Source organism: Gemmatimonadaceae bacterium (assembly GCA_019752115.1).
GTDB lineage: Bacteria > Gemmatimonadota > Gemmatimonadetes > Gemmatimonadales > Gemmatimonadaceae > Gemmatimonas.
In genome coordinates this window covers 41,916-56,616 of sequence record JAIEMN010000045.1, presented here as the reverse complement: position 1 = coordinate 56,616, position 14,701 = coordinate 41,916, and the positions used below count along the sequence as shown (strand labels likewise).

The 14,701-nt window shown below is 69.1% G+C and carries 10 protein-coding genes; 5 read left to right on the top strand and 5 right to left on the bottom strand.

Going from position 1 to position 14,701, the window contains the following annotated elements:
• Positions 1-383: 383 nt before the first annotated feature.
• The 3 genes from K2R93_18180 to K2R93_18170 form a co-directional block, all read right to left on the bottom strand.
• Positions 384-746, bottom strand: coding sequence for a hypothetical protein (locus tag K2R93_18180; protein ID MBY0491773.1), 363 nt, complete (start codon positions 744-746; stop codon positions 384-386).
• Between the two features lie 161 nt (positions 747-907).
• The gene (locus K2R93_18175; GenBank protein MBY0491772.1) at positions 908-1,843 is read right to left on the bottom strand and encodes an EamA family transporter; all 936 of its coding nucleotides are present in this window, start codon (positions 1,841-1,843) and stop codon (positions 908-910) included.
• A complete protein-coding gene (locus K2R93_18170) occupies positions 1,840-2,856 on the bottom strand; it encodes a flippase-like domain-containing protein (GenBank protein ID MBY0491771.1) in 1,017 nt (338 codons plus the stop codon). Before K2R93_18170 ends, K2R93_18175 begins: the two co-directional genes overlap by 4 nt.
• Positions 2,857-3,062: 206 nt before the next feature.
• On the opposite strand from K2R93_18170, the gene K2R93_18165 reads away from it, so the two are divergent.
• Positions 3,063-4,235: an aminotransferase class I/II-fold pyridoxal phosphate-dependent enzyme gene (locus tag K2R93_18165; protein ID MBY0491770.1), complete on the top strand. Its 1,173-nt coding sequence runs from the start codon at positions 3,063-3,065 to the stop codon at positions 4,233-4,235.
• On the opposite strand, the gene hrpB is transcribed toward K2R93_18165, so the two are convergent.
• Entirely contained in the window at positions 4,230-6,821 is a 2,592-nt protein-coding gene (gene hrpB / locus K2R93_18160) for an ATP-dependent helicase HrpB (GenBank protein ID MBY0491769.1), read from the bottom strand. The two genes, K2R93_18165 and hrpB, sit on opposite strands and share 6 nt — an antisense overlap.
• Positions 6,822-6,846: 25 nt before the next feature.
• The gene (locus K2R93_18155; GenBank protein ID MBY0491768.1) at positions 6,847-9,255 is read right to left on the bottom strand and encodes a hypothetical protein; all 2,409 of its coding nucleotides are present in this window, start codon (positions 9,253-9,255) and stop codon (positions 6,847-6,849) included.
• 66 nt (positions 9,256-9,321) lie between these two features.
• On the opposite strand from K2R93_18155, the gene K2R93_18150 reads away from it, so the two are divergent.
• The 4 genes from K2R93_18150 (at position 9,322) to K2R93_18135 (ending at position 14,655) form a co-directional block, all read left to right on the top strand.
• On the top strand, positions 9,322-10,497 hold the full coding sequence (locus K2R93_18150; GenBank protein MBY0491767.1) for an alanyl-tRNA editing protein: 1,176 nt from the start codon (positions 9,322-9,324) through the stop codon (positions 10,495-10,497).
• Between the two features lie 9 nt (positions 10,498-10,506).
• A complete protein-coding gene (locus K2R93_18145) occupies positions 10,507-11,058 on the top strand; it encodes a DinB family protein (GenBank protein ID MBY0491766.1) in 552 nt (183 codons plus the stop codon).
• Between the two features lie 193 nt (positions 11,059-11,251).
• Positions 11,252-13,192 (top strand): transketolase, encoded by a 1,941-nt coding sequence (gene tkt, locus K2R93_18140; protein MBY0491765.1) that lies wholly within the window; start codon positions 11,252-11,254, stop codon positions 13,190-13,192.
• A 107-nt stretch (positions 13,193-13,299) separates the two neighbouring features.
• A complete protein-coding gene (locus tag K2R93_18135) occupies positions 13,300-14,655 on the top strand; it encodes a hypothetical protein (protein ID MBY0491764.1) in 1,356 nt (451 codons plus the stop codon).
• The last annotated feature ends 46 nt before the right edge of the window (positions 14,656-14,701 follow it).

Below are 14,701 nucleotides of genomic sequence, written 5' to 3'. Positions count from 1 at the left end.
ACGCGCCAGTGATTGTACATCCATAGGAGCATCGCCAACCCCTTCCGTGAGAATTCGCGCGAAGCAAGCGAGCGCATCTCGTTGTTTTGGAGAGAGATACGAATCGCTCACGGGTTTTCTCGGGTGACGGCGGGGCGGGGCACGCCCAACGGTACCGGTTGGTGCAACGCGCCACAAGCAGTGAGTCGGACCATCTGAATTTCGAGCCCCGATCGGGCCTCGGAATTCAGTCTCGGGCGCGGGGGTCAGACGATCAGGCCTCGGGATTCAGGCGCGGCGTGCGCTGCCTGAATCCCGAGGCCCGAGGTCCGATCACAGTGGCCGAGACCGAGGTCTGAGGCCAGAGCGCTGCCGAGGTCTGATGTCCGACCCGCGGGGCTCAACTACACGCCGAGCGCGAACTCCCGCTTGGTCTCCTCATGCGTGAGCACCCACAGGCTGTAGACCGCGAACGCAGTCCCCCACGGCCACCGGAAGAGGCGGAAGCAGCTCAACCCGATCACGACGTAGCGAGCCCAGTTCTGGTGGTTCAGCAGCGCGAAGCTCGCCACCAATCCCAATCCGCTCAGGATCCCGATGACCGCCGCGATCACCGCGCTGGTCACCGTGCCGATCACGATCACGACGGGGTTGAACGTGCCGAGCGATCCAAAGATGCCGCCGAACAACACACCGGCAGCGGCCAGCAGCCCGAGGGCACTGTAGGCAAGATTGACCAGCCCGACGACCTTCACATGGGTGCGCACCTGCAACTCCGGGGTTGGGGACAGGCATCCGTACGGGGTGGGGGCGCGCGGGATTCAGCGGGTCGGGAGCGTGTCGTGGAGACACCCAAACCCAAACCCACACCCACAACCCACCACCAAGAACCCGAAACCCCAAACCGATCAGTTCAGGGTTTCGGGCTCTAGGTCCTGGGTGACGGGTTCTTCCGGCTGCCCACCACGTTCACCATCGCCACCCCTCCCACAATGATCCCCATCGCCAGGAAGGCGGTGCTCGGCAGGCGCTCGCCGCCCAGCCACACGCCGAGCAGCACGGCGACCAGCGGGTTCACGTACGCGTACGTCCCCACGGCGGCGGGGCTCGCGACGCTCAGCAACCACATGTACGCGCTGAAGCCGATCAGGCTGCCGAAGGTGATCAGGTAGGCGAGCGACAGCCACGACTGCAGGCTGACCTGGGTGGTGGCGAGCGCGGTCCAGTTGCCGGTGGCTGCCGCCAGCAGAGTGAGACAGGCACCGCCCACGAGCATCTGCATGCTGATCGCCAGCGAGGCGGACTTTGATTGCGGCGCCGTGCGCGAGTAGAGCGATCCGACGGTCCAGCTCAGGGAGCCGACGACGAGGACGAGGGCGCCGATGGGATCCACCGCCGTCGTGCGGGCCCCCGCGCTCCCGTGCGCGGGCATGACCAGCAGCCCCACACCCACCAGCCCGATCAGCACCCCCACCACCTGCGCGACCTGGGGGCGCTTCCCCATCCACGCTTCGCTCAGCACGAGCCAGAGCGGGACCGTCGCCACCAGGACCGATTCGATCCCCGAGCTGACGCGTTGGCTCGCCCAGCTCACGCCGCCATTGGCGACGAAGAGCAGCAGGACGCCCACCACCGCGCTCGCCCGCCAGTTCGCCGCCGTCGGCTTGGGCGCGCCGCGCCAGCGGCTCCACGCGTAGAGCGCGCTGCCGGCCAGCAGGAAACGCATCGCGCCGAGGGCAAAGGGCGGAATCGTCTCCACCGCCCACTTGATGGCGAGATAGGTCGAGCCCCACACCACATAGATGATCAGAAACCCGCCGATCAGCTGCCAGCGTGGCACGGCGGGGGTGGGGCGAGCACTCACGTCGATGGCGTCGGAGAGGCCGTGGGTTTGAGCGCGCGCAGCGCCGCGTCACCGGCGGCGACGCCCCCCACGAGGATGTACAGATAGAAGGTGTAGAAGCGCCACCAGACGAGCGACGCCACAAAGATCGCGGGCGGAATGGCGCTCTTGAGCGTCGCCGCGAACGCGCCCTCAATGAAACCACCCCCGCCCGGCGCCGGTACCGCCACGCCGCCATAGAAGAGGGCGAGCGGCCACAACACGAGCGGCGCGAGCGTGTCCATCGTGAGCGGAAACCCACGATCGGCCACGTACACGAGAATCGGCAGCGTGGCGACCTTGCCGAGCACGTGCAGCACCGACCCGGCGAAGGCGAGCAGCATCAGCAGCGGATTCGCGGTACGCAGCGCCTGCACCGAGCTCCGGAGCGCGCGCAGGGTGCGTTGCACCGCGCGCCACCGCCCCGCATGCAGGCGGAGCCGGCGCGCCCATGCCGGCGGCGGTCCGTTCGCATTGCGCCGCGACAGGAACCACCCCGCCGCCCCCGCGCCAAGGACGAACGTGCTGTACCCGCCGACCAGCGCAATCAACCCGGTCGTAGACGCGCCTCGCCCCTGAAAGACCACCGCCAGCACCGTGCAGACCAGCACCAGCGACCACATCTCGAGAAACAGCTCGAGGAAGAGCACGAGCACGCGCTGCGCGGCCGGCGTGCCACTTTCGGCCAACACCAGAAATCGCGCCGGCTCCGCCCCCGACCGCGCCGGCGTAATCGCCGCGGCGAAATCCCCCGCCAGGCACACCCGCATCGCCGTCCCAAAGCGCAACGGAATCCCGCACGCCCGCGCCGATGCCTGAATCTTGAACGCCCGCGTGAAGATCTCCGCCGTCACCGTCGCGAGGGCCGCCGCATGCACGGTCCATCCCAACCACGGCATCCCCCCCGCCGGCCAGTTCCGCGCCACCACCCACCCCGACACGCCAAGCATGAGGGCGAACGAACCCAGGGTCAGGAGCCAGCGCTTCCAGGACATTCCAGAAAGGTAATTGCGGGAGGATTGGTTCTGATGTCGATTGAGTGAGCGAATGCTTATGCGAGACGCGTACACGTACTGCGCATAACTAACGCCCAGACGTACCGCGCAGACGTGGTGCGTCACCGCGGTACGTATGCGTTACACGTATGCGCCCCACGTATACGCCCCACGTATACGCCGTTCCCCCCCAGCCCCCCAAAGCAATGCCCAACCTGACCCGCCGCGACTGGCTCACCCGCACCAGCCTTGCCCTTGGCGCGACCGCCGCGCTGCCTGGTCTGCTCCCGGCGTCGCAGATGGCGCGCGCCTTGGGCGATGGCATCAGCTACACGGGGATGCTCCAGCAGCTCGAACGCGACGTCACGACGGCGCGGCGGCTCGCGGGGCCCGTTCGGCTCAACTACAACGAGAATCCGTTCGGCATGTCCCCGAAGGCCAAGGACGCGCTGATGGGGCACTGGGTGGAGCACACGTGGTACGCGCCGCCCATCCGCGCGGAGATTGCGGCGACGTTCGCCAGGCATGTCGGCGTGCCGGTCGATCACGTGCTCGTGACACAGGGCTCGAGTGAAGTGCTCTCGATCATGGGCGTCGCCTACGGCATGGGCGGGGGCGAACTGGTGACGCCATGGCCCACCTTCGAAGACACGCCGCGGTGGGGCGACACGATGCAGATGAAGGTGCATCGCATTCCGCTCGACGATCGGCTCGATCACGATCTCTACCAGATGGACGCGCGCATCGGGCAGTCCACGCGCCTCGTCTACGTGTGCAATCCGAACAACCCCACGTCGAACCTCGCCGATGACAAGGCGCTGCGGGACTTCGTGTCGAACGCCGCCCATCGCGCGCCGGTGATCGTGGACGAAGCATACATCGACTTCGTGGACGTGCCGGGGCACAAGAGCATGGTGGATCTCGTACTCAAGGGCGAGAACATCGTCGTGACGCGCACCGCCTCCAAGATCCACGGCCTCGCCGGCCTGCGCGTCGGCTTTGCCATCGCGCGCCCAGACATCCTGAACAAGATCAAGCAGTACGTCTCGGGCGATGCGAACGTCTTCGGTCTGCACGCCGCCAACGCGAGCCTGCAGGACACCGAGTATCAGGCCTTCGTGAAGCAGCGCAACACCGCGAGCCGCCAGCTGCTTACCGACACGCTCACGAAGCTCGGCAAGAAGGTGGCGCCCAGTCAGACGAACTTCGTCTTCTTCCAGGCCGGCAAGCCCACGACCGAGATGCAGAAGTATTTCGCCGCGAAGGGCTTCACGATCGGCCGCCCGTTCCCGCCGTACAACGACTGGTGCCGCGTGAGCATCGGGACGCCGGAGGAAATGCAGCAGTTCTGCGCGGTGCTGCCGGGCGCGTTTTCATGAGCCCCGCGGCTTCGCGCGCCGCGTCGCTTCCGCGGTGAGCGGATCCTCCGGCCACGGATGCCGCGGGTAGCGGCCGCGCAGCTCCTTGCGCACCTCGAAGTAGCTGCTCTTCCAGAAGCCAGCGAGATCGCGGGTCACCTGCACCGGGCGCTGAGCGGGTGAGAGCAGCTCCATCGTGACCGGTACGCGACCATCGAGCAGCATCGGCGTGCTCGTCCAGCCAAAGACCTCCTGCAGCTTCACGGCGAGCGTCGGCGCCTCAGGGGTGCTGTAGTCCACGGCAATGCGCGAGCCACTCGGCACCTCGAGATGCGTGGGCGCGAGGCGATCGAGGGCCGCGCGCTGATTCCAAGGCACCAGACTCGCGAGCGCCTCATGCCAGTCGAGCTGCTCGAGCTGCCCCCAGTTTCGCACGCCATCGAGAAACGGTGCCAGCCACGTGCTGGCCGACGCGAGCAACGCCGCGTCGCTGACATCGGGCCAGTCGCCGCCCAGATGATGATGCGCGAACGCCAGCCGTTCGCGGAGTCGCTCCGCACCGGTCGTGAGCGGCCACGCCGCCACCCCGATCTCCGTGAGATGCGCCAACACCGCCTCGCGCACAAGCGAAGGGTCCGCGTCGCGCAGCGGCTTCTCCTCCAGCACGAGCGCGCCGAGCGTGACGCGCTCCACCGCCTGAATGCGCCGCACACGCGCGTCCCAGAGCACCCGCGACTCCCGCACCACCTGCTCACCAAAGTCGGCGAGGATCTCCTCCAACGAAATCGGCGCCGCCCGCGCAATGCGATACTCCGGCGGCTGCCCCTCCAGCTCCGCAATGGCCAGGTACGGCGCATCATGAAGCGCGTCGTGCTTCACCAACGCCGCCCCACTCCCATTGCGCAGCACATACCGCGGCTCCGCCCCCGCCCGTCGTTGCGCCACCCGATCCGGAAACGCCAACGCGAGTAACCCCCCAGTCGCCGCGTCCTCAATCCCGCCTTTGGTCTTCCCGCCGTTCGTCTTCCCGCCGTTCCCGTCGTCCCAGCTTCCGCCGTCCAAGCTTCCGCCGTACAGGCTTCCGCCGTCCCGCAGTCGCCGCCCAATCTCCCCCGCCGCCACCTTGACCCGCCTCACCGAGTCCCGATCCACCCCCGCGCCCCGCTCTCCCACCACCGCCTCCACCCGCAGTCGCAAATCCGCCGGCATCGCCGTCCACGCCCCCTCCGCGCGCAGCACATCGCGCTCCTCCAGCAGCGCCGCGATCAGCGCCGCCAGCGCGCCCTCGCCGCGCGCCGTGCCCACGAGCACGAGATGCGCGAGCCGCGGTGACAACGGAAGCGCGGCCATCGCCCGCCCATGCGCCGTGATGCGCCCGTCGGCGTCGAGCGCGCCCAGCTGCGCCAACAGGCCGCGCGCCTGCGCGAACGGCCCCGCGCGCGGCACATCCAGCCAGCGCAGCTGCGCCGGGTCCACGACACCGGCATCGGCGAGTTCGAGCGCCAGACTCGCCAAGTCCGCCTCGAGAATCTCGGGCGGAGTACTCGGCAGGAACCCGTGCTCCTCGTGGGCATCCCACAGGCGATAGCAGACGCCCGGTGCCGTGCGCCCCGCGCGGCCGCGGCGCTGATCAGCACTCGCCCGGCTCACACGGGTGGTGCGCAGGCGCGTGAGCCCCGCGGCCGCATCGTAGCGCGGCAAGCGCGAGAGCCCCGCATCGACCACGATGCGCACCCCTTCCACCGTGAGACTGGTTTCGGCAACGCTCGTACTGAGCACCACTTTGCGAGCCCCCGGCGGGGCCGGCGCCAGCGCCGCGTCCTGCTCGGCGAGCGACAGCGTGCCGTGCAACGTGTGCAGGCGCACGTCGGCCGGCAGCGACCCGCTGAGGCGTTCGGCCACGCGCCGCTGCTCACCGGCCCCCGGCAAGAACACGAGCACATCACCGTCGTTCGCATCGAGCGCTTCGCGCACCACGCGGCTGGTCGTGGTTTCCAGCCGCTCGTCGCTGCGCGGCGGGCGATGATGCGTCGTGATGGGAAACATCCGCCCGCTGCTGCGGACCACCGGCGCCGGACCGTGGGCGTCGGCGATGAGCCGCGCGACGGCGTCACCATCGAGCGTGGCCGACATCACCAGCACCCGCAGATCGTCACGCAGCACCTGCTGTGATTCGAGTACGAGCGCGAGCCCGAGATCCGCATGCAGGGACCGCTCATGAAACTCATCGAAGAGCACCGCGCCGTAGGACTCGAGCGCCGCGTCGGCGGAGAGCAGGCGCGCCAGCACACCTTCGGTGACCACTTCGATCCGGGTCCGGCGCGACACCCGCGTATCACCGCGCACGCGATAGCCCACCGTTTCGCCAACCGGTTCCCCAAGCGTGCGCGCCATGAACTGCGCCGCCGCACGGGCGGCCAGCCGGCGCGGTTCGAGCATCACGAGGCGTTGCCCGCCAAGCCAGGGCTCCTCAAGCAACGCAAGCGGCACCCGCGTCGTCTTGCCCGCGCCGGGAGGCGCTTCGAGCACCGCGACGGTGCGGGTCCGCAACGCGTCGCGCAGCGCGGGCAGGGCCTCGTCGATCGGCAGCGCGCTCGTGAATCTCACGCGGCGTTCCGGCACACGGTCGTGCTCAGCGGCGCCGCCGAGCGCCGTCGAGCTGCTGCGCCAACCACTGCTGGGCGCGATCCATCACGTCATCGGCGCCACTGCGCATCAGTCGCACCGTGAGTCGCGCATCCACCACCGGCGAGATACCGACGCGCTGCCACGCCGAGCCATCGATGCGTCGCAGCTCCGCGGCCGGGACATCCACCGCCAACCGCCCCGGCAACGCGATGTGCACTCCCTCGGCCGGCGACCCCGCCGTGGCGGCACCAATGAACGTGACCTCCGTGGTGGCTTCGAGCGCCAGCGCGAGCCGCTCCATGGCGCCGCTCGTGCGTTCGTCCACCAGAGCGACCAGTCGCCCGGCGTAGTGCCCCGTCGTATCGCCACGGCTCACCCGCGCGCGCGTCTCGCGTTCATCGGCGCACTGCTGCGTGGCCTCCCGCAACGATTCGGCGAGACAGGGCGCGCTCTGGTACCGATGCAGCTCGCGCGCCACGACGGCGACATCGCGCGCGCGCACCGCGGCGAGCAGTCGCTCGCCCACCCGGCTGCTGTCGGCCAGCTCACCACGCAGGTCCACGATCCACGCCCGCGCTGCGCGATGCTGCGCAATAGCCGCGTCCACCGTCTGATCGGTAAGCCGATCCACATCGAGATACGCGATGCCGTTCGGCAACGCGAGCGACGCGGCCTGCTGCGGGCGCTCGACGGTGGGGAGCAAGGGCACGAAGCGCTCGCGGCGAGTCACGGTGACCTGGCGCTCGCGATTGTTGGCATCGCGCAGGCGCAGCAGCATGCCACCTTCCGGCCCCCGAGGCAGGAGCCGCATCAACGCCTCGGTGCGGGCCGCATCATTCGGCGCCGACACATCGCGGCGATGTTCGGCAAGCCACGCGGTAATCGGGAAGCCATCCACCGCCAGGAGCTCGAGCCCGCGTTCGAGTCCGGCGGTGCGCACGTCGGGGTCGTTCAGCACGTCGCTGATGATCGCGCGCCCTTCGACCAGCCGCACACGGAAGGGCGCGCTCGCCAGGCCGCGCACCGAATCGGCGGAAGGTCCCGTCAGCTGCACCTGCGCATCATCGAAGCTCGTCGTGAGATCGCGCAGGGCGGCGGCATACTGCACCGCCGTCTTCGCGCCTTCAAGGCGGCCCACCGTCCGCGCAAAGACGGCATCGATATCGTCGTCGTACAGATCGCGATGCGCATGCCGGGCGCGCATCGCGCTCCAGAGACGCGCGCCAGCGAGCACGCGTGCGCCCATGAAGGGATACGGATCGCTGTCGTAGTACCCCGGCAGCGCCGCCGGCTTGCGCACCAGCGGGAACCGGAAGGCGCGCGGTGCCCGCCCGGCGCGCAGCAGCGTCATCGCCGCGCGCAGCACCGGTGCCGTATCACTCGGCGCCGCCGCCGCGCTCACCGTCGTGTCGGCCACGAGACCGCTCGAGCCATCGGCGTGCACCAGCTCACCCGTACGGAGCCGCACCGAAAGCCCGTCGCCGATGGCGATCGATACCGACGGCACCAGCACATCATCGCGCACCGAGCCCTCGGCCACCAGCGTGCCGCGGGCACTCGCCACCAGCCCCAGCACGCTGCGCGGCAGCACCGTGTTGGCGTTGGCGAGCACCATGACGCGACGTGGCGCGGGGCTGCGGGGAATGAGCAGGCCGCCGTCGCGCCCCAGCCACGCATCATCGAAACGCCACACACCGGCATCAAGGCGCATGCCGCCCACGCGGCGCGTGCGCACGCTGCTGCGAGTGAACGGCAAGCTGGCGAGCTGCTCCACCAGCTGCGTGTTCGCAAAGAACGCCTCGACACTGTCGGCATCCGCCGGCGTCGTGGCGCGGAGATCGAGCACCACGCGCAGCGGGGCGTTCTCGAGGGCGGTGCGCACGGTGACCGCCGCCGCTTCGTCATAGCGCGTGGCGGTCGGTACCCGGAGGACCAGAATGCTGTCGCGCGTGCGCTCGGCGCTCACGCGCGCGTCCACCGGTGCGGGCGCGGTCATCGCGCCACGCTCAACGCGGGTGAGCGGATCGTCGAGTACGGCCAGAAAGCGCCCATACGCCGCTTCCAGCGCTTCGGGAGAGTTTGCGCTTCGGACCAGCGTGACCGCACGGATGTACGCCGAATCGAGCGGCACCCCGCGCACGGCCGCGGCGGGATGATGCAGCGACGCCAGATGCCACACCCACGACAATCGCACCAGCCGGGCGATCCCGGCGGAATCGGAGGGCGCGGCGTCTGGTTCTGCCTGCGGCGGCAGCAGCGGCAACCGCACGCCGGGCGCGGCCGCGGGCTCTGGGAGTGGCTGCGGCCCCGTCGCCATGGGAGGCTTGGCCACCGGCACACAGCCGCCGAGCATCAGGCTCACCGCAGCCAGCGTCGTGCCGAACACGCGCACAGGAAGGTGGGGTCGCGACATATTCCCCAAGATACGCACGCCGCCCGGTGTGCGAAGCTCCACCCGTGGCCGCATGCCCTCCCTGCCGTGACCGATCGCCTCTATTACAACGACGCCGCTCTGCTCCGCTTCAGCGCCACGATCACGGCGCTCGCCGACGGGGGTCGCGTGGTCTATCTGGATCGCACGGCCTTCTACCCCACGTCCGGGGGGCAGCCGCACGACCTGGGCACGCTGGCGGACATGGCGATCACCGACGTGGTGGATGAAGAGGCGCGCATTGCGCATCACCTCGCCGAACCCATCGGGCTGCCGGTGGGCGCGATGGTCGTGGGACAGATCGACGCGGCCCGGCGCTACGATCACATGCAGCAGCACAGTGGGCAGCACCTCCTGTCGGCCCTGCTGCACGATGCGTACGGCTGGCCCACGGTGAGTGTGCACTTCGGCGACGAAACCTCCACGCTCGACGTTGCGGCGGCGGACATTCCGGCCACACTGCTGCCCGATCTTGAGCGGCGCGCGAACGCCCTCGTCGTGGAGAACCGCCCCATCACGATCAGCTACGAGGACGCCGCCACTGCTGAAGGGCTGCGCAAGGCCAGCGATCGCGACGGTGAGCTCCGCATTGTGACCATCGAAGGGCTCGACCGCAGCGCCTGCGGCGGCACCCATGTGTCGCGCACGGCTGAGATCGGTGCGCTGCTGCTGCGACGCACCGAGAAGACCAAAGGCCAGATGCGCATCGAGTTCGTCTGTGGCCATCGCGCGGTGGCCCGTGCGCGACTCGACGCCGAGCTGCTCACGCGCAGTGCCCGCCCGCTATCAGCCGCGCCGAGCGACCTGCCCGCCCTCGTCGAAGCCCAGCAGGCCCGCGTGCTCGAGCTGGAGCGGGAGCGGCGCAAGCTGCTGCTGCAGCTCGCGGGGTTCGAGGCCGACGCCCTGTGGCGCGCCGCACCCGTCGATGCCGACGGCATGCGTCGCATCGCGGTGTCGTCGACGGGTCCGGTGAAGGACATGGAACCGCTCGTGCAGCAGCTGGTAGCGCTTGGCGCGTGTACGGTGCTCGTCACGCAGCCCGGCACCTTCGCGCTGCTGTTCGGCACCGCGGCCGATACGACCGTCGACGCGGGACAGACGCTGCGTGCCGCGCTGCACGCGCATGGCGGACGCGGTGGCGGATCGCCCCGCCTCGCGCAGGGCTCAGTGCCGTCGGCCGAAGCGCTGGAGGCGGTGCGCACCACGCTCGGGTTTCGCGAATAGATTGCGAGCATGGCACTCTCCATCCCTCGGCCCGGTGCGGGTGAACATGCCCCGTACGCCATCACGTATGTGAACGCCACAGCCGCCGCGTTGGCCGCGCGGGGCACTGATGATGTCGTAGCCCTGCTCGCCGCACAGCCCGCCGAATGGCGCGCCCTGCTCGGCGCGGCCGATCCATCGCTCGGCACGTATCGCTATGCCCCCGGCAAGTGGACACTCGCGGAGTCGCTGGTGCACGTCGCGGACACCGAGCGCGTGTTCGCGTATCGTCTGCTGCGCATCGCGCGCGGCGACCGCACGCCGCTGCCGGGCTTCGAGCAGGATGATTGGGTGCCGGAAAGTCGCGCCGAGCGGCGCTCGCTCGCCGATGTGCTCAACGAAATCGAGGCGGTGCGCGCGGCCACGTTGGCGCTGGTCCGATCGCTCGATGACACCGCGGTGGCCCAAAGCGGCATCTCCAGCAATCACCCCGTCACCGCACGGGCGCTGATCTGGATGCTGGCCGGGCACATGGCCCACCATCTGACGCTGACCCGCGAGAAGTACCTCGCCGGGGCGTAGCCGAGGCCGCTCACGCGGCGAAACCGGGCCGCCACCGCGCCCCCGGAGTGAGTAGATTTCAGGGCTGTGGCGCGCCACAGCGGCGCGCCCGGCCCTGACCTGCGCTCTAGGGAGCCCCTGCGTGTCCGCTTCTTCTGTCACTTCCTCGCCCGACGTCACGCGTCTGGCGATTGATACGGTTCGTACGCTGGCCATGGACGCGGTCCAGGCCGCCGAGTCGGGGCATCCCGGCACGCCGATGGCGCTCGCCCCCCTCGCGTACGCCCTTTATACCAAGCATCTCCGCCACGATCCGCAGGCCCCGGGGTGGGTCGATCGCGACCGCTTTGTGCTCTCGGTCGGCCACGCCTCGATGCTGCTGTATGGCACGCTGCACCTCGCCGGGTACGACCTGCCCCTCGAGCAGATCAAGGCGTTCCGCCAGTGGGGCAGCCTCACGCCCGGGCACCCGGAAGTGCACCACACCAAGGGCGTGGAGACGACCACCGGTCCCCTCGGCCAGGGCGTCGCGAACGCGATGGGCTTCGCGATCGCGGAGGCGAACCTCGCGGCGACCTTCAATCGCCCCGGACATACGATCGTCGATCACTACACGTACTTCGTGGCCGGCGACGGCTGCCTCATGGAAGGCATCTCGCACGAAGCGGCGAGCTACGCCGGCCACCTGAAGCTGGGCAAGCTGATCGGCTTCTTTGATGATAACGGCATCACGATCGACGGCAGCACGGCACTCACCTGCAGCGATGACGCGGCCAAGCGCTTCGAGAGCTACGGCTGGCAGGTGCTGCACATCAGCGATGTGAATGATCTCGCGCAGATCGACGCCGCCGTCGCCGCCGCCAAGGCGGAGACCGCGCGGCCCACGATGATCATCACGAAGACGCACATCGGCTTCGGCTCGCCCAACCGTCAGGATACGTCCAAGGCGCACGGCGAACCGCTGGGCAAGGATGAGATCGCGCTGACGAAGGCGGCCTATGGCTGGCCGTCGAGCGAGCCGTTCTTCATTCCCGACGGCGTGCGGGAGCACTGGGCCGGCGCGGTGGCCACGCGCGCGGCGGCACACAGCGACTGGCATGCGCGCTTCGACGCCTACAAGGCGGCGCATCCCGACCTCGCCGCCGAGTTCCAGCGGCGTATGCATGGCGAGCTGCCGGCGGCGATCGATGGCGCGTTTCCGACGTTCGACGCCAAGAGCGGCGCCGTCGCGACACGCGCGGCGAGCGGTGTGGTCCTCAACGCCATCGCCCCGGCGATCCCGGAGCTCATCGGCGGTAGCGCCGACCTCGCCGGCTCGAACCTGACGATGGTGAAGGGTGCGCCGATCTTCTCGGCCGCCGAGCCGGGCGCGCGCAACTTCACGTTCGGCATTCGCGAGCACGCGATGGGCGCGATCATGAACGGCATGGGGCTGCACGGCGGCGTGATTCCGTACGGCGGCACGTTCCTCGTGTTCAGCGACTACATGCGCCCGGCGATCCGCCTGGCCGGCCTGATGAACGTGCAGGCGATCTACGTCTTCACGCACGACTCGATCGGTCTGGGCGAAGATGGCCCGACGCACCAGCCCATCGAACATCTCGCGGCGCTGCGCTGCATCCCCAACCTGCTCGTCCTGCGGCCGGCGGATGCCGACGAAGTGAGCGAAGCGTGGCGCATCGCCATCGCGCACAAGACGGGCCCGGTGGCGCTCGTGCTGACGCGCCAGAAGGTGGCGTACTTCGGCGAACCCGCGCGCGCGAAGGCGGGGGTGGCCAAGGGCGCGTACGTCGTGGCCGATGAGGGCGCGCCGCAGGTGGTGCTGCTGGCGAGTGGCTCGGAAGTGGAGATCGCCCTCAAGGCGCGCGACACGTTGGCCGCGGACGGGGTGAAGGCGCGGGTCGTGAGCTGCCCGAGCCTCGAGCTCTTCGCGCAGCAGTCGGCCGAATATCGTGCGAGCATTCTGCCGGCCGGTGTGCCGCGCGTGGCGGTCGAAGCCGCGCATCCGGCGAGCTGGTACCGCTGGGTCGGCGACACGGGCGCCATCGTGGGCATCGAGACGTTCGGCGCGAGCGCACCGGCGCCGGTGCTGTACGACAAGTTCGGCATCACCGCCGCGCGCGTGACCGAGGCGGCGCGGGGTGTGCTCACCTGAGTTTCCTGCCACAGAGACCACGGAAACGCACGGTTCCTTCCGCACGAGGGGAAGGAACCGTGCGTTTCCGCGAAATCCGCGGCCGACTTTTTCTCGGAGGAGATCTCGTGCTTCGCCGATTCATTATGCTCGCCAGCGGTACCGCGCTTCTGGCCGCCTGCGGGGGATCAGACACCGCCAGCACCTCCAATGGCACGTCGCTGCCTGACGGCTCCTTTGCCCGTATTCAGCGCGACATACTCACGCCGCAGTGCGCGAGCTGCCACAAGACCGGCACGACCGACGCAAAAACCTCGCAGCTGGTCCTGACCGCCGACTCGTCGTACCAGCAGTTGGTGGGGGTGAACTCGGTACAGGCCATTGCCAAGGCCGATGGCGTGCAGCGCGTGAAGCCTTTCCGCGCCGATAGCTCGTTGCTCTTTCACAAGCTCGCCTGGATTCCCGGGCATCACAGCCGCGACTACGGCAACCTGATGCCGATGGGCACCACGACCGGGCTGTCGTCGGGGCAGCTCGAGTTCGTGCGCCGCTGGATCGAAGCCGGCGCCCCGCGCACCGGCAATGTCGTGGACACCACGGTGCTCCTCGACTCCCGCACGCAGACCGCGAGCTTCACGCCGCTCACCGCCCCGGCGGCGGGCACCGGCCTGCAGCTCACGGTGGACAGCTTTGCCGTCTCGCCCACGATGGAGCGCGAGCTCTTCCTGTACCGTCGGCTCGGCAACGCGAGTGACCTCTACGTCACCCGCATCCAGTCGCGCATGCGCCCGGGCAGCCATCACCTGCTGCTCTACACGTTCGACGACTCGAAGACCGCGTTCCCGTGCAACACGCGCCCGGTTCCCGATGTCGTGCGCGACATCCGCAATGCCGACGGCACGATGAATCTGGTCAACATGCTCCCCATGGCCTGCCACGTGTTCTTCGCCGGGGCCATGACGCAGGACTTTGACTACACCTTCCCCGCCGGCGTCGCCCTCAAGCTCCCGGCGAACGCGGCGCTCGATTTCAACGTGCACTACGTGAACCGCTCGCCCGCGCCGCTCCCCGGGCAGGCGATGGCCAATCTGTACACGACGCCGCTCGCCCAGGTGCAGAAGGTTGCGCGATCGCTCAATCTCGCCAACACGAGCTTCACGCTCCCGGCGAAAACGCGGACGACCATCCGCACCGTCTTCCCGACGTCTGTGCGTACCACGGTGCTGGGCCTCACCTCGCACATGCACGCACTCGGCGAGCGCTACGAGATTCTCGTGCGCCGCGCCAACGGTACCGAAACGAGCGTCTACGTGAACACCGACTGGGAGCACCCGGCGTTCATCAACTTCGCCACGCCGCTGGTGCTGGACGTGGGTGATGCGCTGGTCTCGGTGGTGACGTACAACAACGTCCGCGACACCGCCGTGGGCTTCGGGCTGCTGTCGACGGACGAGATGAATATCATCTTCGGGTACGCGTACTGATCGCCTGTTTCGATAGCGCCGAGTCGGCGGCCAGCACGCTGAACTG